Annotated in this window: 22 protein-coding genes; 10 read left to right on the top strand and 12 right to left on the bottom strand. The window is 75.3% G+C overall.

Annotation, left to right across the window (positions count from 1 at the left end; translation table 11 throughout):
- Nucleotides 1–35 precede the first annotated feature (35 nt).
- The gene (locus tag Q0840_RS09815) at nucleotides 36–1895 is read left to right on the top strand and encodes a cell wall metabolism sensor histidine kinase WalK (protein WP_298459215.1); all 1860 of its coding nucleotides are present in this window, start codon (nucleotides 36–38) and stop codon (nucleotides 1893–1895) included.
- Here Q0840_RS09815 and Q0840_RS09810 read toward each other — a convergent pair.
- From Q0840_RS09810 to Q0840_RS09800, 3 genes are all read right to left on the bottom strand, one after another.
- The gene (locus Q0840_RS09810; RefSeq protein ID WP_298459213.1) at nucleotides 1879–2325 is read right to left on the bottom strand and encodes a MarR family winged helix-turn-helix transcriptional regulator; all 447 of its coding nucleotides are present in this window, start codon (nucleotides 2323–2325) and stop codon (nucleotides 1879–1881) included. The two genes, Q0840_RS09815 and Q0840_RS09810, sit on opposite strands and share 17 nt — an antisense overlap.
- A 95-nt stretch (nucleotides 2326–2420) precedes the next feature.
- Entirely contained in the window at nucleotides 2421–4028 is a 1608-nt protein-coding gene (locus Q0840_RS09805; RefSeq protein WP_298459211.1) for an MDR family MFS transporter, read from the bottom strand.
- The gene (locus tag Q0840_RS09800; protein ID WP_298459210.1) at nucleotides 4025–4573 is read right to left on the bottom strand and encodes a MarR family winged helix-turn-helix transcriptional regulator; all 549 of its coding nucleotides are present in this window, start codon (nucleotides 4571–4573) and stop codon (nucleotides 4025–4027) included. The genes Q0840_RS09805 and Q0840_RS09800 overlap by 4 nt, the downstream gene beginning before the upstream one ends.
- Nucleotides 4574–4750: 177 nt before the next feature.
- Here Q0840_RS09800 and Q0840_RS09795 point away from each other — a divergent pair, with 177 nt between their 5' ends.
- A complete protein-coding gene (locus tag Q0840_RS09795) occupies nucleotides 4751–5350 on the top strand; it encodes a hypothetical protein (protein ID WP_298459358.1) in 600 nt (199 codons plus the stop codon).
- Nucleotide 5351: 1 nt separating this feature from the next.
- Here Q0840_RS09795 and Q0840_RS09790 read toward each other — a convergent pair whose 3' ends face one another.
- From Q0840_RS09790 to mshD, 5 genes are all read right to left on the bottom strand, one after another.
- A complete protein-coding gene (locus tag Q0840_RS09790) occupies nucleotides 5352–6353 on the bottom strand; it encodes an inorganic phosphate transporter (RefSeq protein ID WP_298459209.1) in 1002 nt (333 codons plus the stop codon).
- Between the two features lie 6 nt (nucleotides 6354–6359).
- Nucleotides 6360–6980: a DUF47 domain-containing protein gene (locus Q0840_RS09785; RefSeq protein ID WP_298459208.1), complete on the bottom strand. Its 621-nt coding sequence runs from the start codon at nucleotides 6978–6980 to the stop codon at nucleotides 6360–6362.
- A 315-nt stretch (nucleotides 6981–7295) separates the two neighbouring features.
- Nucleotides 7296–8276 carry an NUDIX hydrolase gene (locus Q0840_RS09780; RefSeq protein WP_298459206.1) on the bottom strand — a complete coding sequence of 327 codons (981 nt, stop codon included), beginning with the start codon at nucleotides 8274–8276 and terminating at the stop codon, nucleotides 7296–7298.
- A 49-nt stretch (nucleotides 8277–8325) separates the two neighbouring features.
- The gene (locus tag Q0840_RS09775; RefSeq protein ID WP_298459204.1) at nucleotides 8326–10587 is read right to left on the bottom strand and encodes an RNA degradosome polyphosphate kinase; all 2262 of its coding nucleotides are present in this window, start codon (nucleotides 10585–10587) and stop codon (nucleotides 8326–8328) included.
- Between the two features lie 53 nt (nucleotides 10588–10640).
- Nucleotides 10641–11567 carry a mycothiol synthase gene (gene mshD, locus Q0840_RS09770; protein ID WP_298459203.1) on the bottom strand — a complete coding sequence of 309 codons (927 nt, stop codon included), beginning with the start codon at nucleotides 11565–11567 and terminating at the stop codon, nucleotides 10641–10643.
- A 60-nt stretch (nucleotides 11568–11627) separates the two neighbouring features.
- Here mshD and Q0840_RS09765 point away from each other — a divergent pair, with 60 nt between their 5' ends.
- Nucleotides 11628–12797 (top strand): FAD-dependent oxidoreductase, encoded by a 1170-nt coding sequence (locus tag Q0840_RS09765; protein ID WP_298459200.1) that lies wholly within the window; start codon nucleotides 11628–11630, stop codon nucleotides 12795–12797.
- Nucleotides 12798–13235: 438 nt separating this feature from the next.
- Here Q0840_RS09765 and Q0840_RS09760 read toward each other — a convergent pair whose 3' ends face one another.
- The 4 genes from Q0840_RS09760 to Q0840_RS09745 form a co-directional block, all read right to left on the bottom strand.
- The gene (locus tag Q0840_RS09760; RefSeq protein ID WP_298459199.1) at nucleotides 13236–13442 is read right to left on the bottom strand and encodes a hypothetical protein; all 207 of its coding nucleotides are present in this window, start codon (nucleotides 13440–13442) and stop codon (nucleotides 13236–13238) included.
- A 100-nt stretch (nucleotides 13443–13542) separates the two neighbouring features.
- Nucleotides 13543–15558, bottom strand: a complete 2016-nt coding sequence (gene acs / locus Q0840_RS09755) for an acetate--CoA ligase (RefSeq protein ID WP_298459198.1) — start codon at nucleotides 15556–15558, stop codon at nucleotides 13543–13545.
- A gap of 82 nt (nucleotides 15559–15640) precedes the next feature.
- Nucleotides 15641–16279, bottom strand: coding sequence for a hypothetical protein (locus Q0840_RS09750; RefSeq protein WP_298459196.1), 639 nt, complete (start codon nucleotides 16277–16279; stop codon nucleotides 15641–15643).
- A gap of 106 nt (nucleotides 16280–16385) precedes the next feature.
- Entirely contained in the window at nucleotides 16386–17777 is a 1392-nt protein-coding gene (locus tag Q0840_RS09745) for an NAD-dependent malic enzyme (RefSeq protein ID WP_298459195.1), read from the bottom strand.
- Nucleotides 17778–18056: 279 nt separating this feature from the next.
- Here Q0840_RS09745 and Q0840_RS09740 point away from each other — a divergent pair, with 279 nt between their 5' ends.
- The 7 genes from Q0840_RS09740 (at nucleotide 18057) to Q0840_RS09710 (ending at nucleotide 22700) form a co-directional block, all read left to right on the top strand.
- Entirely contained in the window at nucleotides 18057–18842 is a 786-nt protein-coding gene (locus tag Q0840_RS09740) for a pilus assembly protein FlpE (RefSeq protein ID WP_298459194.1), read from the top strand.
- Nucleotides 18839–20089, top strand: coding sequence for a TadA family conjugal transfer-associated ATPase (locus tag Q0840_RS09735; RefSeq protein WP_298459192.1), 1251 nt, complete (start codon nucleotides 18839–18841; stop codon nucleotides 20087–20089). Before Q0840_RS09740 ends, Q0840_RS09735 begins: the two co-directional genes overlap by 4 nt.
- Nucleotides 20086–20811, top strand: a complete 726-nt coding sequence (locus Q0840_RS09730) for a type II secretion system F family protein (protein WP_298459190.1) — start codon at nucleotides 20086–20088, stop codon at nucleotides 20809–20811. The genes Q0840_RS09735 and Q0840_RS09730 overlap by 4 nt, the downstream gene beginning before the upstream one ends.
- Nucleotides 20808–21374, top strand: coding sequence for a type II secretion system F family protein (locus tag Q0840_RS09725; protein WP_298459189.1), 567 nt, complete (start codon nucleotides 20808–20810; stop codon nucleotides 21372–21374). The genes Q0840_RS09730 and Q0840_RS09725 overlap by 4 nt, the downstream gene beginning before the upstream one ends.
- Nucleotides 21375–21502: 128 nt before the next feature.
- Nucleotides 21503–21904: a DUF4244 domain-containing protein gene (locus Q0840_RS09720; protein ID WP_298459188.1), complete on the top strand. Its 402-nt coding sequence runs from the start codon at nucleotides 21503–21505 to the stop codon at nucleotides 21902–21904.
- Nucleotides 21905–21984: 80 nt separating this feature from the next.
- Complete coding sequence (locus Q0840_RS09715) at nucleotides 21985–22302, top strand: TadE family type IV pilus minor pilin (RefSeq protein ID WP_298459187.1); 318 nt, start codon at nucleotides 21985–21987, stop codon at nucleotides 22300–22302.
- On the top strand, nucleotides 22299–22700 hold the full coding sequence (locus tag Q0840_RS09710; protein ID WP_298459186.1) for an Rv3654c family TadE-like protein: 402 nt from the start codon (nucleotides 22299–22301) through the stop codon (nucleotides 22698–22700). The genes Q0840_RS09715 and Q0840_RS09710 overlap by 4 nt, the downstream gene beginning before the upstream one ends.
- The last annotated feature ends 9 nt before the right edge of the window (nucleotides 22701–22709 follow it).

The following is a 22709-nucleotide window of genomic DNA, read 5'->3' as shown; positions in this document are numbered from 1 at the left end:
TGGCGCAGGGGGGGACGGCGGCGCAACGGCCACCGGTGACGCAGGAGCCACGTCCGCGCGCCGGCTGGCTGGGGCACCTGTCGCGGATGTGGGAGGACGACGGCGCGATCCTGCAGCGGCAGGTGCCGTTCGTGCTGCTGTTCGTGCTGTCGGTGGTCGGCCTGCTCGTGTTCCGGATCCCGGCCAGCTTCACGTCCCTGGTGTGGGTCGCGGTCGCCGCGGTGGCGCTGATGGCCGTGCTGGCGGTGGCGTTGCCGTGGCGTCGGCTGCCGGTGGGCGCCCGGCTGGTGCTGCCGGCGCTGCAGCTGCTCGCCGTCGGGCTGATGCGTGAGGGCACCGGTGGGCCGTCGTCGCCGTTCCTCGCCCTGCTGTTCCTGCCGGTCGTGGTGGCGTCCTCCGAGCGCGGCCGCAGCGGGGTCGTCCTGTCGACCCTCGCCACCGCGGTCATCGTGGAGGTCCCCGCCGTGGCCGACGGCGGCCCGGGCTCGACGGTGGAGGGGCTGCGCGGCCTGTACGCCGCCCTCGTGGTGCTCGTGGTGGGACTCACCGTGAACGCGATCACCGAACGCCGTCGCGCCGAGGTGCAGGCGCTGGACGCCCTGCGGACGACCGAGGTGCAGCTGCGCGAGCGCAGCGAGAAGGCCGCTGAGGAGCTGGTGACGCGCACGCAGGAGGTGCTGCGGGCCCGGGACCTGTTCGCCGGCGTGATCGACGCCGCCACCGAGCAGGCGATCATCGGCACCGACCCCCGGGGCGTGATCGACCTGTTCAACCCCGGCGCCGAGCGGCTGCTCGGCTGGACGCCCCTCGACGTCGTCGGCCGCCTGCGGATCACCGACCTGCACCTGCCGGAACAGCTTGCCGAGCGGCGCGCGGAGCTCGCCTCGGCCGGCGGCGACGCCGCGGACGTCGGGGTGTTCGGCGCGCTCGTGGGCCAGGCGTACACGGGGGGCTCGGACGTGCGGGACTGGTCCTACGTGCGCGCCGACGGCAGCGACGTGGTGGTGCGCGTCGCGGTCACCCGGCGGCTGGACCCGGCCGGGGCGACCGTGGGCTACATCTTCGTCGCCACGGACATGAGCGAGGAACGGGAGGCGGCCCGGCTCAAGGACGAGTTCGTCAGCCTCATCAGCCACGAGCTGCGCACACCGCTCAGCTCGATCCTGGGGTACCTGGAGCTGATCACCGAGGACGGCGACCTGACCGCGGAGCAGCGCCAGTACCTCGACGTCATCGAGCGCAACGCCTCGCGGCTGCTGCGGCTGGTCGGCGACCTGCTGTTCACGGCGCAGGTGGAGGCCGGCCGCTTCACCCTCGTACGGCAGCCGGTCGACCTCGCGGCGCTTGTCCTGGCCGCGGTGGAGTCCGCGCGGCCGGGTGCCGCGACCGCCGGCGTCGTCCTGGGAGCGACCGGCACGGAGGTGCCGGTGATGCTGCAGGGTGACGCCGTCCGGCTCGGCCAGGCGCTGGACAACCTGGTGTCCAACGCGGTGAAGTTCACGCCGCGGGACGGGCGCGTCGTCGTCGATCTCACCGTCCGGCACGTCGAGGGGCCGAGCGCGCGACAGGGCGAGGGGCAGGGCGCGGACGACGACGGCGGGACCGCGACGGTCGCGGTCAGCGACACGGGCATGGGGATCCCGGCGGCCGAGCTCGACCAGCTGTTCTCCCGGTTCTTCCGGGCCTCCACGGCGACGCGCAACGCCGTCCCCGGAGCCGGTCTCGGGCTGACCGTCACCCAGGCCATCGTCACCGCCCACGGCGGCGAGCTCGCCGTGCGCAGCACGGTGGGCGAGGGCACCACGTTCGCCGCGACGCTGCCCCTCGGGGCGTCCACGGCCGCGGCCACGCCCGGCGCCACCCCCTCGACGGACGGCGTCAGTCCCGGCGCCTGACCTCGTCCAGCGTGGAGTTCAGCCGCTCGAGCGTGGTCGCCAGGGTCTCGATCTCGCCCTCGCTCCAGGACGCCAGCGCCGCGCGCAGCCACTCCCGGCGGGCGCCCTGCGCCTCGGCCAGCCGGCGGGTGCCCTCGTCGGTGAGCTCCAGCAGCTGGCCGCGGGAGTCGGCCGGGTCGGTCCGGCGGGTGAGCAGTCCCAGGGTCTCCAGGCGCTTGACCTGCCGCGAGATGGTCGCGCGGCCGACGCCGACCTGGTCGGCGAGCTCGCTGCCCCGAACCCCGGGCGTCCGGGCGATCCAGACCAGCAGCGGGTAGGCGGCGGCGTCGAGGTCCGGGTGCACCCGGGTCGCGACGGTGTTGGAGGACGCGTGCGCGCGTCGCAGCAGCACGCCGAGCTCGCGTTCGACGCGTGCGTTGATGTCGGTCACCGGCTCATCCTGTCAGCGCGGACGGGTCCGGCGGTGGACCCGTGAGGGGTCCACCGCCGGTGTCGTCCGCGCTGCCGCGGAACCAGGCGGGGCGGTCAGGCGCGCGGCATCGTGTCCAGCGTCGCCTGGGCGGTGCTGCCCTCGCGAGCCAGGGCGTCGTCGGCCATCCGCTGCTCGGCGCCGGAGCGCGTGCCGAGCGGGACCTCCTTGAGCAGCAGCACCGCGACGAGGGTCACCAGACCGAGCGGGGCCGCGATCAGGAACAGGTCGGCGATGCCCTCCCCGAACGCGGCCTCGACCACGGAGCGCACGGGCTCCGGCAGGGTGGAGACGTCGGGGACGGCGGTCGTGTCGCCGCCCAGCGCCGCCGGGTCCACGCCGACCTCCGTCAGGCCACGCAGCAGCAGCGTGCTGATCCGTGAGCCGAGCACCGCCCCGAGGGCCGAGACGCCGACCGCGCCACCGAGCGTGCGGAAGAAGGCGACCACGGCGGTGCCGCTGCCCATCTCGCGGTGGTCCAGGGTGTTCTGGGTCGCGAGCACGAGGTTCTGCATGAGCATGCCGACGCCCGCCCCGAGGATCGCCATGTACAGGCTGACCAGCACGAAGCTCGTGTCGTAGCGGATGGTGCCCATCAGCGCCAGGCCGACGGTGAGGGTGATGGCCCCCGCGACCATGTAGCGCTTGTAGCGCCCGGTGCGGGAGATGATGCGGCCGCTGAGCGTCGAGGAGACGAGCAGCCCGAGGATCATCGGGATGGTCAGCAGGCCGGACTGGGTCGGGGTCTTGTCCCGGGCGATCTGCATGTACTGGCTGAGGAACACCGACGTGCCGAACAGGCCGACGCCGACGGCGACGCTCGCGACGACCGCCAGGACGAGCGTGCGGTTGCGGAACAGGTGCAGCGGCAGGATCGGCTCGGCGGCGCGCGACTCGACCCACACGGCGAGCGCGAGCAGCGCGGCGGAGCCGGCGAGGAAGGCGACCGTCTGCCACGACGCCCACTCGAAGTCGGTGCCCGCGAAGGTGACCCACAGCAGGAGGGCCGAGATGCCGGCGGAGAGCAGCAGCGCACCGGCGTAGTCGATCTGCACCTTGCGGCGCCGCAGCGGCGGGAGCTTGAGCGTGCGCTGCAGGACGATGATGGCCGCGACCGCGAACGGGACGCCGACGAAGAAGTTCCACCGCCAGCCGGGGCCGTCGGTGATGACCCCGCCGAGCAGCGGCCCGCCGACCATGCCGATCCCCATGACGGCTCCCATGAGCCCCATGTACCGGCCACGCTCGCGCGGGGAGATGATGTCGGCGATCAGCACCGTGCCCAGCGCGGTCAGCCCGCCGGCGCCCAGGCCCTGGAAGGCGCGCATCGTGATGAGCATCGCGGTGGACTCCGAGAAGCCGGCGACCGCGGAGGACACCACGGAGATCACCAGCGCGACCTGGATGAGCAGCTTGCGGTCGACGAGGTCGGCGAGCTTGCCCCACACGGGCGTGGAGATCGTGGTGGTGAGCAGGGTCGCGGTGACGACCCAGGTGAAGGCGGACTGCGTGCCGTCGAGGTCGGAGATGATCCGGGGCAGCGAGGACGAGACGACGCTCGTGGCCAGGATGGAGACGAACATCCCGAGCAGGATCCCGGAGAGGGCCTCGAGGACCTGCCGGTGCGACATGGCGGGGCGGGCGGGTGGTGCGGCGGTGGTCATGCGATCTCTCGTTCCGGGGACGGTGCGGATGTGACGTGGGGTGCCGGCTGCGGGCCGGGCGGGTGCGCAGGCGGCCGGTCCGGCGGGGGACCGGACCCGGCGGTACCGGCGGCCGCGTGGTGGTGCGACCCGATGGCGGTCGCCACCCGGCGGATCTGCGCGGCGGCGGCGGCGACGTCGTCCTCGGACCAGTCCCCGAAGACGCTCGCGGCCAGGTCGAGGGCGGCCTGCGAGGAGCGCGCCGCGAGCTCGCGGCCGGCGTCGGTGAGAGCGACGGTGCGGGTGCGCCGGTCGGCGGCGGGGACGTCGCGCTCGACGATCCCCGCCTCGACCAGCCCGGCGACGTGGCGGCTGGCGACGGACACGTCCACGCGCAGCGCGTGGGCGAGCTCGCCGACCTGGCGGGGACCGCCACCGAGCAGCCGGACGACGGCGAGCCCGCCCCGGCCGCACTCGAGCTCACGGGACAGCCAGGCGCCGGACTCGCGCTGAGCCCGGGCCATGTCCTCGATGGCCCCGATGAGGGCCACGTGCGCGGACACCATCGCGTCACCTCCGGTAGTTGCTTGGAGCAACTGTATGCCCGGTCGTTGCAGACGGCAACGGTCCGCCGTGGTGACCGCCGTCACGCACATCCCCACGGTGCGGGTGGGACGGGCGGTGTCCACACTGGGGTGGTGAGTGACCACGACAGCGCGCCGAGAAGACCCCGCCGTCCCGCGATGCTCGACCCCCGGCAGGCCGACGAGCTGCCTGGCGACATCGACCCCGCCGTCCGCGCCGAGCTCGCGCACACGACCGCGGGCGCCCTGGTGCACCAGGCCCGCGCCATGGACGACCCCGAGGTGGTCGAGCGGCTGATCCGCCTGGTCGAGGCGGAGGGCCTCGACGTCGTCGCCGCGATGTGGGCCGACAGCCCGCCGGACACGCTGCCCGGTGCGCTGTGGCGCCTGTACGTGGTCCGCGAGTGGGTCCGCCGCGACCCGCAGACGCTGGCCGAGCGGTTCCGGATGGGGGTCACCGCGGCGCCCGTGCACGTCGCCGTGGCCGGGGTCGCCGAGGCGCCCGGGCCGGCCGAGCTGCGCCAGGTGGTCGACGCCGTGCTGTCGGGCGTCTACGCGGGTGACCTCGCGGTCGCCCTCGAGCGCGGCGCGGCGTTCTGCCGGGTGCTCGCGACCGGTGCCGCGTTCGATGCCGACTACGTCGAGGACCGCGACGCCGAGGCGGCGCTCCGGCTGACCCGCGGGGCGGGCTCGCTGGTGCGGACCGCGGAGGAGCTCGAGCAGGCGGCGTCCCTGTGGCGCGCCGACCGGCTGGAGTAGGTCAGCCCAGCAGCGGGCCCAGCACCAGGTACATCAGCGCGGCGACCGCGGCGGCCATCGGGATGGTCAGCACCCACGCCAGGCCGATGTTCCGGGCCACCCCCCAGCGCACGGCGGACAGCCGCTTGGTGGCGCCGACCCCCATGATCGCCGAGGTGATCGTGTGGGTCGTGGAGACCGGCGCCGCGAACGCGAACGCGGTCGTGTAGAGCACCGAGGCGGCGACGGACTCGGCGACGAAGCCGCGGGCGGGGTCCAGCTCGATGATCTTGCGGCCCAGGGTGCGCATGATCCGCCACCCGCCGGCGTACGTGCCCAGCGAGATCGCGGTGGCCGCCGAGAGCTTGACCCACAGCGGGATCTCGTCGCCCTCGTGCAGCCCGCCGGCCACCAGCGCGAGCACGATGACCCCCATCGTCTTCTGGGCGTCCTGCAGCCCGTGCCCCAGCGACATGGCCGCGGCCGACGCCGTCTGCGCGATCCGGAAGCGCCGCTGCGCACGGGCCGGTGCGGCGTTGCGGAAGATCCACAGCACGGCGACCATCAGCGCGTACGCCAGCCCGAACCCGATCAGCGGCGACAGGATCATCGGCAGGACGACCTTGTCGAGGATGACGTCCCAGTGCACGGTGGTCGCCGAGGCCACGCCCGCGCCGGTCAGACCGCCGATGAGGGCGTGCGTCGACGACGACGGCAGTCCCAACCACCAGGTGATGAGGTTCCAGGTGATGGCCCCGATCAGGCCGGCGAGCACGATCGCCAGACCGTGGGTGCCGGCGTCCGGGGCGACCTCGATGATGCCCGACCCGATGGTCTGCGCGACCTCCGTGCCCAGCAGCGCGCCCACCAGGTTGAACACCGCCGCCATCAGCAGCGCGACGCGGGGGGTCAGGGCGCGGGTCGAGACCGAGGTCGCGATCGCGTTGGCAGCGTCGTGGAAGCCGTTCGTGTAGTCGAACCCGAGGGCGAAGGCGACGACGACGACGACGAGGACGATCTCCACCGGTGCTCAGGACTCCTTGAGCGCGATGGTCTCGACCGTGTTCGCCACCTTCTCGAAGGCGTCGGCCGCGTCCTCGAGCTTCTCCACGACCTCCTTGAGCTTCATCAGCAGGATCGGGTCGGCGACCTCGTCGAACAGGTGCGCGAGCAGCTTGCGGTGCGCCTTGTCGGCCTGGTTCTCCAGCCGGTTGACCTCGACCCAGTACTCCTCGAGGCCGGACATCGCGCGCAGCCGCGGCATCGCGTCCGCGGTGAGCTCGGCGGCGCGCTGCAGCACGTGCACCTGGTCCGCGACGCGCGCGGGCAGCTCCTCGAGCCGGTACAGCACGATGAGGTCGGCCGCCTCCTCCATGTGGTCCATGCAGTCGTCGAGGTTCGAGGCCAGCGCGTAGATGTCGTCGCGGTCGAACGGCGTGACGAACGTCTGGTTGAGCCGCCGCATGACCGAGTGCGTCGCCTCGTCCGCGAGGTGCTCGACGTCGCTCATCCGCTTGGCGATCTCCTTGCGGCCCGCACGGTCCGCGCCGAGCAGCTCGGCGAGGAGGTTCGCGCCGGTGACCAGGTGCTGCGCCGACGCGGCGAACAGGTCGAAGAACGAGGTGTCGCGCGGTGTCAGGCGCAGGCGCACGTGAGGACTCCGAGGGGAGGGGGGCGGGTCGGACACAGGCTAGGGCAGCCGGACAGTGAACACGCAACGTCCGCAGGTCGCCTGAGGTGACCGTCACACCACGCGAGGGTGAACAGCGCGGGACGGTGAAGGGCGACGCCGGACCGCAGAAGCGCCTGTCGGCGCGAAGGCCGCTCGAGGCGGCTTTGTGTGGAGCCCGGGGCTAACGCGGCCCGACGTCGCCCGACCAGTGTAGGCGCCGGTGCGCGTGGTGCCAGCCCGGGGCGGCGTGCGCCGCGGCGCCGGCGACCGGCGTCACGCGCCCGGCCGCCGCCGTCACTCGGCCGGCGGCCGGTGCTGCTCGACGGCGATGACCCGGGGGCCCTGGGCGGTGTGCGCCACGTGCGCGACCAGCACCTCCCCGGTCTTCAGGTACGGGTCGGCACCGGGCAGGGCGTCGGCGACCGGCCGCGGGGAGTGCTGGCCGAGCACGTCCAGCACCGTGGGCAGGACCGGACGGTGCGTGCACAGGACCACGTCCCGACGGCGCTCCAGCAGCCGGTGCACCCCGCCCGCCACCCGGCTCGGGGATCGCTCGTGCTCGGCCTCGGTGAGGTACGCCCGGGCGCCCGGGACCAGGCCGGCGGCGTCGGCGTACGGCTGGATGGTGGCCGCGCACCGCTCCCACCGACTGGTGACGACGTCGAGCACGCCGAACGCCGCGAGCACCGGCACCAGGGCCCGCGCCTGGGCGCGCCCGGTGCCGGTCAGCGGTCGGTCGGTCTCGCCGCCCTTCCAGGCCGACCGCCGCTTGGCGCGCCCGTGGCGCGCGATGACCAGCACGTCCGTCATCAGTCGCTGCTTGGCGTGCAGGGCGAGCAGCGCCTCGAGCGGCTCGACGTCGGTCGCCCGGGTCAGCATGCGTCGCGCCTTGTCCACGCTCACCCACCGCACCGCGTCGATCTCGTCGTCGCCCGCCGGGCTGACCGGCGGCCGGGCGGCGAGGGCGGGGGCGTCGCTCTTGCGGGCGACCCGTGCCGACCAGTACTGCACCCGCTTGGTCCCGCCGTCGCCGGTGCGGTAGCGCAGCGTGGGGAGCGGGGCGCCGAGCACGATGGCCAGCCCCGTCTCCTCCTCGACCTCGCGCACCGCCGCGGCGGCGACGCCCTCGCCCGGGTCGAGCTTGCCCTTGGGCCAGGACCAGTCGTCGTACTTGGGCCGGTGGACGACGACGACCTCGAGCACGCCGCGGCGCTCGCGCCAGACGAGCGCACCGGCCGCCTCGACCGGACGCTGGCGAGGCGAACCCGACGTCATCGGTCGATGATGTCCACGCCGGGGACGGGTCGCAATGCGGGCCGGGCGGTCATCGCGACCGCGACGGGCGACGGCGGGAGGCGATGTACCGCTGCTGGAGGTCCAGCAGCGGGGCGCCGTCCGCGTCGAGGTGGTGCCGCACCCAGGTGTCGTCCGGCCCCAGGTGCCACGACGCGGTGCCGTCGTCCATCGAGGCGTCGATCATCTCGACGAGGTCGTCGACGTGGCCGGGGTCCACGATCCGCACGAGCGTCTCGACGCGGCGGTCGAGGTTGCGGTGCATGAGGTCCGCCGAGCCGATGAAGACCTCGGGGCCGTCGTGGGTGGCGTCGGCGAACGCGAACACCCGCGAGTGCTCGAGGAAGCGGCCCAGGATGGACCGGACGCGGATCGTCTCGCTCAGCCCCGGCACCCCGGGCCGCACCGCGCAGATGCCGCGGACGACGAGGTCGATCGGCACCCCGACGCGCGAGGCGCGGTAGAGGGCGTCGATGGTGGCCTCGTCGACGACCGAGTTGACCTTGATCTTGACCCACGCCGGGTGACCGGCGAGGTGGTTGGCCGCCTCCCGGTCGATGCGCTCGACCAGTCCGGTGCGCACCGAGCGCGGGGCGACCAGCAGCCGGTGGAACCGTGACTTGGGGGCGTAGCCGCTGAGCTGGTTGAACAGCCGGGTCAGGTCCTGGCCCACCTCGGGGTCGGAGGTCAGGATGCCCAGGTCGGTGTACAGCCGGGCGGTCTTCGGGTTGTAGTTGCCCGTCCCCACGTGGCAGTACCGGCGCAGGCCGTCCGGCTCCTGCCGCACGACGAGGCTGAGCTTGCAGTGGGTCTTGAGGCCGACGATGCCGTAGACCACGTGCACGCCGGCCTGCTCGAGCTTGCGCGCCCAGGAGATGTTGGCCTGCTCGTCGAACCGCGCCTTGATCTCCACCAGGGCCAGGACCTGCTTGCCGGCCTCCGCGGCGTCGATGAGTGCGTCCACGATCGGGGAGTCCCCGGACGTGCGGTACAGCGTCTGCTTGATCGCGAGCACGTCGGGATCCGCCGCGGCCTGCTGCAGGAACGTCTGCACCGACGTCGAGAACGAGTCGTACGGGTGGTGCAGCAGGATGTCGCGCTCGCGGATCGCGGCGAACACGTCGCTCGCCTTGGCGCTCTCCACCTCGGCCAGGTGCCGGTGCGTGGTGGGCACGAACCGCGGGTAGTGCAGGTCGCTGCGGTCCAGGTCGGCGATGAGGTTCAGCCCGGTGTGGTCCAGCGGCGCCGGCAGCTCGTAGACCTCGTGCTCGGCGACCCCGAGCTCGCGGATCATCAGCTCGCGGATGCGCGGGTGGATGCCCTCGGCCAGCTCCAGGCGGACCGGCGGGCCGAACCGGCGGCGCAGCAGCTCCTTCTCCATGGCCTGCAGCAGGTTCTCCGCGTCATCCTCCTCGACCTCCACGTCCTCGTTGCGGGTGACCCGGAAGGTGTGGTGCGCGGTCACCTCCATGCCGGGGAACAGCTGGTCGAGGTGGTGGCCGATGAGGTCCTCGAGCGGGACGAACGAGATCGGGCCGCGCTCGGGTGCGGCCGCCTGCGCGCTCGGCGCGCTCGGCCGGCCGCGGGCGTCGACCGCGATGAACCGGGGCAGCAGCGGGGGCACCTTGACCCGCGCGAAGTGCTCCTTGCCGGTCGAGGGGTTCACCACGACGACGCCGAGGTTGAGCGACAGCCCCGAGATGTACGGGAACGGGTGCGCCGGGTCGACGGCGAGCGGGGTCAGCACGGGGAAGATCTGCTTGCGGAAGTACTTGTGCAGCCGGTCCTGCTCGTCGGCGCCGAGGTCGTCCAGCGGGACGAGGGTGATGCCCTCCTTGGCCAGGGCGGGCTGGACCGAGTCCGTGAACACCCGTGCGTGCCGCTCGCTGAGCTCGTGCGCGCGCTCGGCGATGCTCTCCAGCACCTGCCGCGGGCTCATCCCGGAGGCCGCCGTGACGGCCAGGCCGGTGGCGATGCGCCGCTTGAGGCCGGCCACCCGGACCATGAAGAACTCGTCGAGGTTGGAGGCGAAGATCGCCAGGTAGCGCACCCGCTCCAGCAGGGGCTGGGCGGGGTCCTCGGCGAGCTCCAGCACCCGCTGGTTGAAGGCCAGCCAGCTCAGCTCGCGATCGGCGAACCGCGCCCGCGCGTCGTCGCCGAACTCGTCCGTGTCGGCGCCGGCGGAGGCGTCGCGCGGGTCACGGGTGTCGCGCGCCTGCGTCGGCGCGGGGACGGCGGCGATGTGCGGCCGGGGCTGAACGCCGACGCTGCGGGGGAGCGGCTGGTCCGTCATCGGCCCATCGTGCCACCGGACCACGCGGGCGTGCGGCGGGGACCGGCCGGTGGTCAGCCGAACTGGACGTCCACGCCGGTCCGCTCGAAGCCGGCGCGGGTGTACGTGCGCACCGCCACCGTGTTGTCCGCGTCGGTGTAGAGCATGACCCGCCGCAGACCGCGTGCAGCCAGGTGCGCCAGCCCGAGCCGGGTCAGCGCGCCGCCGAGGCCGAGTCCCTGGGCGTCGGGGTCGACCCCGACGACGTAGATCTCGCCGACCGGCTCGCGGTCGTCCTGCGCCGGGTGCACCTTCGTCCACACCGAGCCGAGCAGGACCCCGTCCCGCTCGGCCAGCAGGAAGCCCTCGGGGTCGAACCACGGCTCGGACATCCGGGCCTCGAGGTCCTCGCGGGTGATCCGGCCCTGCTCGGGGTGGTGCGCGAAGGCCCGCGCGTTGACCCGTCGCCACCGCTCCTCGTCGGCGCCGCGGCGGAACGCCGTCACGGTGACGCCGTGGGGCAGCGTGGGATCCGGGTCGACGGGGTGCTCGTCGAGGTCCACGGTCATCTGCCACAGCTCGCGGACCACGTCCATGCCCGCGGCCGTGGCCAGCGCCCGGGCCGCCGGCAGGTCCCCGTGCGCCCACACGACCAGGGACCGCGGCGGGTCGGCGTCCGGCGAGGTCGCCGCCACCTGCCGCAGCGCCTCGAGCAGCCGCCGCCCCATCCCGGCCCGGCGCAGCGGCGGCGCCACGACGAGCTCCGCGCTGCCGACGTCCGGGGCGCCGAGGTCGAGCTGGGCGTAGCCACCGAGCGCGCCGTCGACGTCCCGGGTGAGCAGGTGCACGGTCGCCGTCCCGGTGCCGAGCGCGAGCAGCGGCCCCTCGGACAGCGGGGCGACCCCGTCGGCGGCCGTGGCCTCGGCGGCGAGCGCGCGGACCTCGTCGGCGGTGTGGCCGTCGAGCGGGCCGCGGTGGACGGCGGGCAGGCGCGCTGGCATGGGTCCATCCCATCACGCCGACCGGGTGCGCAGCCGCCGGTCGGCGGACAGGGTGGAGGCGTGACCCCCCGCGCGCCGCGAGCCGTCGACGTCGTCGTCGTGGGCGCCGGTCAGGCGGGGCTGTCGGCCGCGTACCACCTGCGTCGGGCCGGTCTGCGCGCGGCCCCGGCCGCCGCCGGCTCCGACGACGACGGCGCCGGCACGTTCGTGGTGCTCGACGACGCCCCGGCCCCCGGTGGGGCGTGGCAGCACCGCTGGGACTCGCTGACCATGCAGCACACGCACGCGGTGCACGAGCTGCCCGGCCTGCCGCTGCCCGCCGTCGACCCGGCGGAGCGGGCGTCGGTCGCCGTGGCGCGGTACTTCGAGGCGTACGAGCGTGCGTGGGACCTCGCCGTCGTCCGGCCGGTGCGGGTGCGGTCCGTGCGGGACGTGCGCGACGAACCGGACCGGCCCGACGTGACCGACGCGCCCGGCAGGCCTGCCGCCGCGAGCGGGCTGCTGGCGGTCGAGACCGACGCGGGCACCTGGCAGGCCCGGGCGCTGATCAACGCGACCGGGACGTGGCAGCGACCGTTCTGGCCGTCCTACCCGGGCCGGGACGCGTTCGCCGGCGAGCAGCTGCACACCCACGACTTCCGGTCGGCCGCGGACCACCTGGGCCGGCACGTCGTCGTGGTCGGCGGCGGGACCAGCGCGGTGCAGCTGCTGCTCGAGATCGGCCGGATCACCACCACGACGTGGGTCACCCGGCGCCCGCCCCAGTTCCTCACGCGCCCGTTCGACGAGGAGTGGGGCCGCAGCGTGGTCGCCGCGGTCGACGCCCGGACGCGGGCCGGCCTGCCGCCGCAGAGCGTCGTCGGGGTGACCGGGCTCCCGCTCACCGAGGAGTACCAGCGCGGCATCGACGACGGCGTGCTGGTGCGGCTGCCGATGTTCTCCCGGATCGTGCCCGACGGCGTCGTCTGGCACCCGCGCGACGTCCCGCCGGCGCCGGGGCACCAGCGCGCGGACGTGCTGCTGTGGGCGACCGGGTTCCGGCCGGCCCTGGACCACCTGGCGCCGCTGGGACTGCGGCGGCACGGCGGCGGGATCGTCATGGACGGCACCCGGGTGGCGTCCGACCCGCGCATCCAGCTCGTCGGGTACGGACCCAGCGCGAGCACCATCGGGGCCAACCGCGCCGGCCGGGAGGCCGTGCGCGACGTGCGCCGGCTGCTCGCGCTGTGAGCGGCCGCCCCATCCCCGTCACCGTCCCCCCGTCGAGTGCGACGCATCGGACCGTTCGGGTCGCGCCAAGGGTCCACAACGTCGCACTGGGCCGGTCGCTGCCGTCGAGTGCGACGTTTCCCACCGTTCGGGTCGCGCCAAGGGTCCACAACGTCGCACTGGGCCGGTGGCTGCCGTCGAGTGCGACGCATCGGACCGTTCAGGTCGCGCCAAGGGTCCACAACGTCGCACTGGGCCGGTGGCTGCCGTCGAGTGCGACGCATCGGACCGTTCGGGTCGCGCCAAGGGTCCACAACGTCGCACCGGGCCGGTGGTTGCCGTCGAGTGCGACGTTTCCCACCGTTCGGGTGTCGTCAAGGGTCCGCGACGTCGCACTCGCCCAGGTGTCCGGGGCTGGCCGGTCCGAGGCCGCCGTCGCCGGCGCGGTCAGGTCCGGACTCAGCCGTCGATGAGCTCGATGGTCGCGAACGGAGCCGTGTAGCTGCGCTCGCCCACCGCGACCGCCCGCAGCAGTGGCAGGTACGCCAGCGCCTCGGCCCACGGCATGGCGTCGGTCGTGATCTCGCGGCCGTCCGTGTAGTGGTACGCGAGACGGACGAAGCCCTCTCGACCGGGAGCGCCGCCCCGGTCCGTCACCATGCTCATCGTGCCGACCCCCGCCCCGTGTGCCGCGCCTCAGTGGCGCTCGCGCACGCCCTATCGGCGGGGGCCGGCGGTGTGTGAGCCCTGTCTCGGCCGTCCCGGCTCAGTCCTCCGACGCGGCCGGTGACTGCTTGTCCAGGCCCCGGCTGATCAGGTCCATGACCGAGGCGTCGGCGAGGGTGGTGGCGTCCCCGACCGCGCGGTGCTCGGCGACGTCGCGCAGCAGGCGGCGCATGATCTTGCCCGACCGCGTCTTGGGCAGCTCGGCGACCACGAGGATGCTGCGCGGCTTGGCGATCGGGCCGATCGCCCGGGCCACGTGGGACCGCAGCTCCTCGACCGTGCCGGACGTCTCCTCGTTGCCGCCGCGCAGGATCACGAACGCGACCACCGCCTGACCGGTGGTGTCGTCGGCGGCGCCGACCACCGCCGCCTCCGCGACCGACGGGTGGGAGACCAGCGCGGACTCGATCTCGGTCGTGGACAGCCGGTGGCCCGAGACGTTCATGACGTCGTCGACCCGGCCGAGCAGCCAGATGTCGCCGTCCTCGTCCTTCTTCGCGCCGTCCCCGGCGAAGTACAGGCCCGGGAACCGGGACCAGTACGTGTCGGCGAACCGCTGCGGGTCGCCCCAGATGCCCCGCAGCATGGCCGGCCACGGCTCGGTGAGCACGAGGTATCCGCCGCCGCCGTTCGGCACCGGGTGCGCCTCGTCGTCGACGACGTCGGCGCTGATGCCCGGCAGCGGCACCTGGGCCGAGCCGGGCTTGAGCGTGGTGGCCCCCGGCAGCGGGGAGATCATGATCGCGCCGGTCTCGGTCTGCCACCAGGTGTCGACGATGGGGGTCCGGTCGCCGCCGATCACGCGCCGGTACCACATCCATGCCTCGGGGTTGATGGACTCCCCGACGCTGCCCAGCAGCCGCAGCGAGCTCAGGTCGTGCTGGCCGGGCAGCTCCTCACCCCACTTCATGCAGGTGCGGATCGCCGTCGGCGCGGTGTAGAGGATCGACACCTTGTACTTCGCGACGATCTCCCACCAGCGGGCCCGGTGCGGGGTGTCCGGGGTGCCCTCGTAGATGACCTGGGTGGCCCCGTTCACCAGCGGCCCGTAGACGATGTAGGTGTGCCCGGTGACCCAGCCGACGTCGGCGGTGCACCAGTAGACGTCGGTGTCGGCCTTGAGATCGAAGACGTTCAGGTGCGTGAACGCGGTCTGGGTCAGGTACCCCCCGGTGGTGTGGAAGATGCCCTTGGGCTTCCCGGTCGTGCCCGAGGTGTAGAGGATGAACAGCGGGTGCTCGGCCTCGACCCACACCGGGGTGTGCTCGGTCGGGGCGGCCTCGACCGCCTCGTGCCACCACACGTCCCGACCCTCGGTCCAGGCGACGTCCTGCCCGGTGCGCCGCACCACCAGGACGTGCTCGACCGGTCCGCCGCCGGCCAGCGCCTCGTCGACCGCGGGCTTGAGCGCGCTCGCCGTGCCGCGCCGGTAGCCGCCGTCGGCGGTGACGACGACCTTCGCCTCGGCGTCGGCGATCCGCGAGCGCAGCGCCTCGGCGGAGAAGCCGCCGAAGACGACCGAGTGCGGGGCCCCGATCCGCGCGCAGGCCAGCATCGCGATGACCGCCTCGGGGATCATCGGCAGGTAGATCGCGACCCGGTCACCGGTGGCCACGCCCAGACCGGTGAGCACGTGCGCGACCCGCGACACCTCCCGCTGCAGGTCGGCGTACGTCAGGGTCCGGGTGTCGCCCGGCTCGCCCTCGAAGTGCAGGGCGACCCGGTCGCCGTGGCCGGCCTCGACGTGGCGGTCCACCGCGTTGTAGCAGGCGTTGAGCTCGCCGTCGGCGAACCACCGCGCGACGGGCGCCCCGGACCAGTCCAGCACCTCGGTGAACGGCCGGTGCCAGGAGATCAGCTCGCGGGCCTGGTCGGCCCAGAAGCCGGTGCGGTCGGCCGCCGCCCAGGCGTACAGCTCGGGGTGGGCGTTGGCGTGCTCGGAGAACTGCGGGTCCGGCGGGAAGCGCCGGTCCTCGGTCAGGAGGTTCTCCAGGCTGGGCGAGGTGGGGGACTCCTCGGTCACTTCTCCTCCGGTCCGCAGCCGCGCTGCGTGCATGGGTGACTGCTCTGTCGGTCCTGCTGCCGCCGCACTCTAGTCCGGGTGGGTCGCGCGGCCGCGCGGCGTCGGTCCGCCGGCGTCACCGGTCCCCGCCCGAGGCGCGGGTGCGCTCCCGGAACGAGCCCACCTCGATGCCGCGGCGCCGCACCAGCGACGCCCCGAACCCGGCGGCCAGCAGCACGATGCCGAGGGTGAAGATCATCCCCGTGGTGGCGATCGTGATGATGTTGAGCAGGCCCTCGCGGTTCTGCTGGGTCGCCAGCAGCCGGACCGTCTCGCGCTGGGTGTCCGCCGGGGCGAACAGGTAGGCGGCGCCGAGCACGACGGCGACCAGGCCGCCGGCGAAGGGGATGGTGCTGGTGCGCACCGCGAGCGTCGCGACCGCGCCGGCCACCAGGGCGCCCAGCGTGACCAGGACCATGCCCAGCGCATCGGGGGCGACGGCGTCCTCCCCCGCGCCGGCGGCCAGGATCCGCGACATGCCCAGCGCGAGCAGCACGAGCGCGAGCAGGGTCAGCACGATGCCGACGATCGCGCCGACGACGTGGCCGCCCGGGCCGGTGGTGGGCGGTCCCTGCGGCTCGGGGAAGGCCGGGTCTGCGGCGCGCGGGGACCGTCCGGCGTCGGCGGTCTCCTCCGGGGTCACAGCCGTGCTGCCGGTGGCCCGGGTCGGCTCGGGCGACGGGTCGTCGGGACGGTGGGGCTCGCGTCGGCTCATCGGGGTGCTCCTGTCGTGTCGAGGCGGGCGGCGCCGGACGCCGTCACCGCTCGGTGCCGTGCGCGGTCCACGCTAGGGCGGCAGGCACGGTGACGCCCGGTGGGCCCTACGCGCCGGCGCGGGCGGCCTGCTCGACGGCGGCCGCGACCACGGGGGTCACCTCCGCGTTGAACACGCTCGGGACGATGTAGGTCGGGTTCAGCTCGTCGGGCGTGACCACCGACGCCAGCGCCGTCGCGGCGGCGAGCAGCATCCCGTCGCTGATGTGGTGGGACTGGGCGTCCAGCAGCCCGCGGAAGACGCCCGGGAACGCCAGCACGTTGTTGATCTGGTTGGCGAAGTCGGAGCGGCCGGTGCCCACCACCGCGGCGTACCGGGCGGCCTCGACCGGGTCGACCTCCGGCCGCGGGTTGGCGAGCGCGAAGACGACGGCGCGGTCGGCCATCCGGGCGATGTCCTCGCCGGTCACGATGTCCGGTGCCGACACGCCGATGAAAACGTCCGCGCCCACCAGCGCCTGCGCGATGGTGCCGGTCACGCCCCGGGGGTTGGTGTGCTCGGCGGTCCAGCGCAGCTGCGGCGCCAGGCCCGGGCGGTCGGCGTGGATGACGCCGTCGATGTCGGCCACCACGACGTCGTCCGCGCCCGCCGCCAGCAGCAGCTTGAGCACGGCGGTCCCCGCCGCGCCGGCGCCGGACAGCACGATGCGCACGTCCGCGAGGTGCTTGTCGACGACCCGCAGCGCGTTGGTGAGTGCGGCCAGCGCGACGATCGCGGTGCCGTGCTGGTCGTCGTGGAACACCGGGATGTCCAGCCGGGCGCGCAGCCGCCGCTCGATCTCGAAGCACCGCGGCGCGGAGATGTCCTCGAGGTTGATGCCCGCGAAGACCGGCGCGATCGCGCACACGGTCTCCACGATGGCGTCGACGTCCTTGGTGTCCAGCGCGATCGGGAAGGCGTCGATGCCGGCGAACCGCTTGAACAGCGCCGCCTTGCCCTCCATGACCGGCAGCGCCGCGAGCGGGCCGAGGTCGCCCAGGCCCAGCACGGCGGTGCCGTCGGTGACGACGGCGACGGTGTTGCGCTTGATGGTCAGGTTCCGCGCGTCGCCCGGGCGCGCCGCGATCGCCTCGCAGACCCGGGCGACCCCGGGCGTGTAGACCATCGACAGGTCGTCGCGGTTGCGCAGCGGCACCTTGGACTCGATGGACAGCTTGCCGCCCAGGTGCAGCAGGAACACGCGGTCGCTGACCCGGTCGACCTGGACCCCGGGCAGGGCGCGCAGGCCGTCGACGATCGTGGCGGCGTGGGTCTCCCCGCGGGTCGCGCAGGTGACGTCCACGGTGATGCGCTCGTGCCCCGACGCCGTCACGTCGAGCGCGGTGACGATGCCCTCCGCCCGCTCGATCGCCGTGGTCAGCTCGCTGACGGCGGTCGGCCGGGCCTCCACCTCGAGGCGGACGGTGATCGAGGACGAGACGCTCGGCGATGGGCCCATGGGTCTCATCTTGGCCCCCGGGTGCGGGCGGCGCGGCCCGGCGGGGGCCCGGCGGCTCTTCGGCGGGTCGGCGGCGTGGCGGTGGTCCGGCGCCGCCCGGCGGCGCCGCGGGGTCGGCGGCGTGGCGGTGCGGCCGACCCCAGGGTCGCCGTTGCGCGCGCCCGTGCACCGCCGGGGCCGCCCGCGCGCGCCTGGATCGCCCGCCACCGGAGAGGGTCGGGGGTGCGGCCGGTGGGGCCGCGCCGGACCGGTCGCCACCGGGCGGGAGGCGGTGAGCCGATGGACCGAGCCGGTCCCGGCGTGGGCGCGACGACCGTGGTCGGTCTGGTCGGTGCGTGCGGGGGTGCGGGCACGACGACGCTCGCCGCCGCCCTGGCGCACACCTGGGGGTCGGCGGTCCCCGGCGGGGCGCCCGGCGGGGAGGCCGGCGGGGGGCCGGACGGCGAGCCCGGCGGCGCCGCGCCGGTCGTCCTGGTCGACCTGGACGCCGCTGCGCCCGGCCTGGACGTCCAGCTCGGCATCGAGGACGTGGACGGTCTGCGCTGGGCGGACCTGTCCGGTGCACGCGGTGACGTCCCCGGTGCCGAGCTCGTCGCGCTGCTGCCGGTGTGGCGGGGGGTACCGGTGCTCAGCGGCGACCGCTGGCGGCCCGGGCCCGCACCGCCGGAGGTGGTCGCCGACGTGCTGTCCGCGCTGGTGGCGTGCCACCGGACCGTCGTGCTGGACCTGGGCCGGCGTGAGGTGCTCGACGAGGGGCCCGCCCTCGCGCACTGCACCGTCGTGCTGGTGGTGACCCCGTGCGACCTCCGGTCGGTGGCCGGGGTGGTGGCGCTGCGGCGCGTGCTGGGGCAGACGGTGGCCGACGTCCGGCTCGCGGTGCGCGGGCCGGGACCCGGTGGGCTGAGTGGACTGGAGGTGGCGCACGTGGTCGACCTGCCCGTGGCGGGGAGGGTGCCCCACGACCGGCACCTGGGGGCGCTGGTCGAGCGCGGGTTCGGCCCGGTGCCCCGGCGCCGCGGCGGCTTCGGCCGTGCAGTGCGCCGGCTGGCGCGGGACCTGTCATGAGCCTGCTGGAGCGGCTCGAGGCCGCCGGCCGCCCGGCCCCGCCGGGGGACGAGGTGGTCAGCCCCGACCTGCTGGACGAGGTGCGCGCCCGCCTCGTCCAGGGCGGGCAGGCCCCTTCGCCCGAGCACGTGCGTGCCGTGGTGCGGCAGTGCGGCGCCGTGCTGGGCAGCCGTGCCCTGGCCGTTCTGGTGTCCGCTGTGCGCGCCGAGATGCTGGGGGCGGGACCGCTGCAGGCGCTGCTGGACACCCCGGGGGTCACGGACGTTCTGGTCAACGCCCCCGACCAGGTCTGGGTCGAGCGCGCCGGGCGGCTCGAGCGCGCACCGGTGGATCTGGGTTCCACCGAGGCGGTGCGCGCACTCGCGGTCCGGCTGGCCGCCGCCGGTGGCCAGCGGCTCGACGACGCCTCGCCGCTCGTCGACGCCCGGCTGCCGGACGGCACCCGCCTGCACGCGGTGCTGCCGCCGGTGGGTGGTCCCTGCGCACTGCTGTCCCTGCGGGTGCTGCGCCCGCACGCCTTCACCATGGCGGAGCTGGTCGCCACCGGCGCCGTCGCCCCCGGCTTCGCCCCGGTGCTGCGGTCCCTGGTCGGGGCGCGCGCGAACGTGCTCGTGTCCGGCGCGACCGGCACGGGCAAGACGACCTTGCTGTCCGCGCTGCTGTCCCTGGTGCCGCCGGACGAGCGGATCGTCTGCATCGAGGAGGCCGGTGAGCTGGCCCCGGACCACCCGCACGTGGTGCGGCTGCTCACCCGGCGCCCCAACGTGGAGAGCTCGGGCGGGGTGGACCTGCCCGAGCTCGTGCGGCAGGCGCTGCGGATGCGCCCGGACCGGATCGTGCTCGGCGAGTGCCGCGGGGCGGAGGTCCGGGAGGTGCTGACCGCGCTGAACACCGGTCACGAGGGTGGCTGGGCGACCGTGCACGCCAACACGGCCGCCGACGTCCCTGCGCGGCTGGAGGCGCTCGCGGCCCTCGCCGGCCTGGACGGTGACGCCGTCGCGGCCCAGGTGGTCAGCGCCGTGGACGCCGTGGTGCACCTGCGCCGGGTGGCGACCGGGCGGGTGCTCGCGGAGATCGGCGTGGTGCAGCGCGACGCGACCGGGAGGGTCGAGGTCGTCACGGCCCTCAGCCGCCGTCCCGACGCCGTCGACGCCGGGGGTCCGGCCGGCCCGACGGACCCCGAGGGCGTCCGGCAGGGGCCCGGGTGGTCGTCCCTGGAGCGGCGGCTCCGCGCGGGTGACCGGTGAGCTGGCTGCTGGCGGCCACGGTCGCCGCGGCGGTCCTGGTGCTCCGCGGACCGGTGGGACGCTCACCGGCCCGGGCCGCCCGGGCCGGCGTCGGGCGGGGTCGCCCCGATCCGGTGCCGGGCACCGGTGCCGGTGCCGGTGCCGGTGCCGGTGCGAGGGTCCACCGCGGCGTGCTCGGCGCACTGACCCGCCACCTGCCCGGCCCCGGCCGCACCGCCGGGGACCGCCCGGACCTGGCCCCGCTGGTGACCGACGTCGCCGCACGGCTCAGGTCCGGCGCCGACCCCGGGTCTGCGTGGTCGCAGGTGCTCGGTGTCCCCGTGCCACCGGGTGGGCCGGGCGTCGACGACCTGACGCGACATCGCGGCGAGCGCGCCCAGGCCGTCGTCGTCGTGGTCGCCGGACGCCTCGCCGCCGAGCTCGGTGCGCCCCTGGCCCCCCTGTTGGACGGCGTCGCGCAGGCACTGGTCGCGCAGGCCGAGGCCGACGGGGACCGGCGAGCCGCGCTCGCCGGTCCCCGCGCGACCGCCCGAGTGCTCACGGGGCTGCCCGCGCTCGGCGTGGTGCTCGGCACCGCCGTGGGTGCGGACCCGGTGGGCGTACTGCTGGACGGTGCGGTCGGCTCCGCGGCACTCGGCGCGGGCGTCGTGCTCGTCGTGACCGGCCGCGCCTGGACCGCCCACCTGGCCCGCAGCGCGGCGGCCGCCGGCCCGGCGACATGACGCCCCTGCTGGTCCTCGCGGGCACGCTCGCCGCCACTGCCGCCCTGCCCTGGTGGTGGACCGGTCGCGCCCGGCGGCTGCGAGCCGTCGCGCGCGCCCCGGTCGCCGAGGTCACCCCTGTCCCGGACGAGTCCGGACCGGTCGACGTCGTCGTGGTGCTGCGGCTGCTGGACGCCGCCATCGCGTCCGGGGCCGGCCTGCCGCGGGCGCTCACCGCGGTGGGCCGTGCGCTCGGGGGCGCCGACGGGGACGCGCTGGTGCGCGTGTCCGCCGCACTGGTGATGGGTGCCGGCTGGCACAACGCCTGGGTCGGGGCGCCGGCGCGGCTGGATCCGGTGGTGCGGTGCCTCGGTGCGACGTGGTCGAGCGGTGCGGCGCCGGGACCGGCCCTGCGCGCCGCGGCCGACCACCTGCTGCGCGCGCGGCGCACGGAAGCGCGCGAGGCGGCCGGGCGGCTCGGTGTCCGGCTGGTCCTGCCGCTGGGGCTGTGCTTCCTGCCGGCGTTCGTGCTGATCGGGCTCGTCCCGGTGATGGTCTCCGTCGGCAGCCAGCTCACGCGGTGAGCCACCGGCCCGTCCTCAGGCCGCGCCCGGGCCGCCGTCGTCCACCGGGGCGCCGACGGGCACGCCGCACGCCATGGCGCGGCGGGCAGCGTGGACTGCGCGATCACCCCGACGACAAGGAGCACACCATGTCCCTCACCCTGACCCACCGGGCACTGACGGCCCGGCGCACCGCGGGGCGGTCCCCGTCGGCCGGCTCCGTGCCGGGGTCGCCGGCCCGCCCGGCGCATGCGACGGTGTCCGACCCCGCGGAGCGCCGTCCGGCCCACCCGGCGGCGCCGGTCACCTGCGAGCCGGCGGCGCCGCTCACCTCCGAGCCCGCGCACACGGCGATCACGGACCCGGCCGAGCACGTCCCGGCCGGGCCGGTGGACCGGCAGGTCGATCCGGAGGCCGGCATGGCGACCGCCGAGTACGCGATCGCGACGGTCGCCGCCGCGGGGTTCGCCGGGCTGCTGGTGGTGATCCTGCGCAGTGCCGAGGTGCGCGAGCTGCTGCTCGGGATCATCCGGTCCGCGCTGTCCGTATGAACCGGGATGCGAGGGCCCGTGGCCCGCGGCCTGCCCGTCCTGGCCGGCCGGCACCGCCCGGCCACCGGGAGCGGGGCACGGTGACGGCCGAGCTGGCCCTCGCCCTGCCGGCCGTGGTCGGGCTGCTGCTGGTCGTGGTGCTCCTGTCCGGGGCGGCGACCGCGCAGCTGCGGTGCGCCGATGCCGCGCGGGCCGGCGCCCGGGCCGCCGCGCTCGGGGAGGACGTCGCCGAGGTCACTGCGGTGGCGGGGCGGGTCGCGGGCGGCGGGGCGGGCGTGGCGGTCTCCCGGGGCGGGGAGTGGGTCACGGTCACGGTGCACCGGCCGCTCGGACCCGGACCGCTCGCCCCGGCGGGTCTGACCGCTCGGGCGACGGCCACCGCCCGGATCGAGCCGTGACCCGCCGGCGCCCGGGACACGGGGACGAGCGCGGGTCCGGCACGGTGCTCGTCCTCGGGCTGGTCGCCGTCGCCCTCGTCCTGCTGGTCGGGGTGGCGGCGCTCGCGGGCGCCGAACGTGCCAGGTCGGCCGCGCAGTCGGCGGCCGACCTGGCGGCCCTGGCCGCGGCCGCGCGGCTCGCGGACCCCGGCGGCACCGGCGCCGCAGCGTGCGCGGTCGCGCGCGAGGTGGCGGGCCGCAACGGCGCCCGGCTCACGGGCTGCCGCCCCGGGGCGGACGGCGCCGTCGTCGTCAGCACCGCACGGTCCGCGGGGTCACCGGGGACCGCAACCGCACGTGCCCGGGCGGGGCCGGCGGATCTGCGTCCGGGCGGCGCTGGAGCGGGCCGTGACCGGTGAGCCCCGCCC

The sequence above is a fragment of the uncultured Cellulomonas sp. genome (genome assembly GCF_947494015.1).
Taxonomy (GTDB): Bacteria; Actinomycetota; Actinomycetes; order Actinomycetales; family Cellulomonadaceae; genus Pengzhenrongella.
The sequence above is the reverse complement of the archived record's forward strand: the minus strand, read 5'-3'. Positions and strand labels throughout refer to the sequence as shown.

What these genes read in the sequence shown, in the direction of transcription:
- Q0840_RS09805 (WP_298459211.1), bottom strand. Translation starts at nt 4,028, where the DNA reads ATGACCACCGCCGCACCACCCGCCCGCCCCGCCATGTCGCACCGGCAG.
- Q0840_RS09800 (WP_298459210.1), bottom strand. Translation starts at nt 4,573, where the DNA reads ATGGTGTCCGCGCACGTGGCCCTCATCGGGGCCATCGAGGACATGGCC.
- Q0840_RS09795 (WP_298459358.1), top strand. Translation starts at nt 4,751, where the DNA reads ATGCTCGACCCCCGGCAGGCCGACGAGCTGCCTGGCGACATCGACCCC.
- Q0840_RS09780 (WP_298459206.1), bottom strand. Translation starts at nt 8,276, where the DNA reads ATGACGTCGGGTTCGCCTCGCCAGCGTCCGGTCGAGGCGGCCGGTGCG.
- Q0840_RS09775 (WP_298459204.1), bottom strand. Translation starts at nt 10,587, where the DNA reads ATGACGGACCAGCCGCTCCCCCGCAGCGTCGGCGTTCAGCCCCGGCCG.
- mshD (WP_298459203.1), bottom strand. Translation starts at nt 11,567, where the DNA reads ATGCCAGCGCGCCTGCCCGCCGTCCACCGCGGCCCGCTCGACGGCCAC.
- Q0840_RS09760 (WP_298459199.1), bottom strand. Translation starts at nt 13,442, where the DNA reads ATGAGCATGGTGACGGACCGGGGCGGCGCTCCCGGTCGAGAGGGCTTC.
- acs (WP_298459198.1), bottom strand. Translation starts at nt 15,558, where the DNA reads ATGCACGCAGCGCGGCTGCGGACCGGAGGAGAAGTGACCGAGGAGTCC.
- Q0840_RS09750 (WP_298459196.1), bottom strand. Translation starts at nt 16,279, where the DNA reads ATGAGCCGACGCGAGCCCCACCGTCCCGACGACCCGTCGCCCGAGCCG.
- Q0840_RS09745 (WP_298459195.1), bottom strand. Translation starts at nt 17,777, where the DNA reads ATGGGCCCATCGCCGAGCGTCTCGTCCTCGATCACCGTCCGCCTCGAG.
- Q0840_RS09740 (WP_298459194.1), top strand. Translation starts at nt 18,057, where the DNA reads ATGGACCGAGCCGGTCCCGGCGTGGGCGCGACGACCGTGGTCGGTCTG.
- Q0840_RS09735 (WP_298459192.1), top strand. Translation starts at nt 18,839, where the DNA reads ATGAGCCTGCTGGAGCGGCTCGAGGCCGCCGGCCGCCCGGCCCCGCCG.
- Q0840_RS09725 (WP_298459189.1), top strand. Translation starts at nt 20,808, where the DNA reads ATGACGCCCCTGCTGGTCCTCGCGGGCACGCTCGCCGCCACTGCCGCC.
- Q0840_RS09720 (WP_298459188.1), top strand. Translation starts at nt 21,503, where the DNA reads ATGTCCCTCACCCTGACCCACCGGGCACTGACGGCCCGGCGCACCGCG.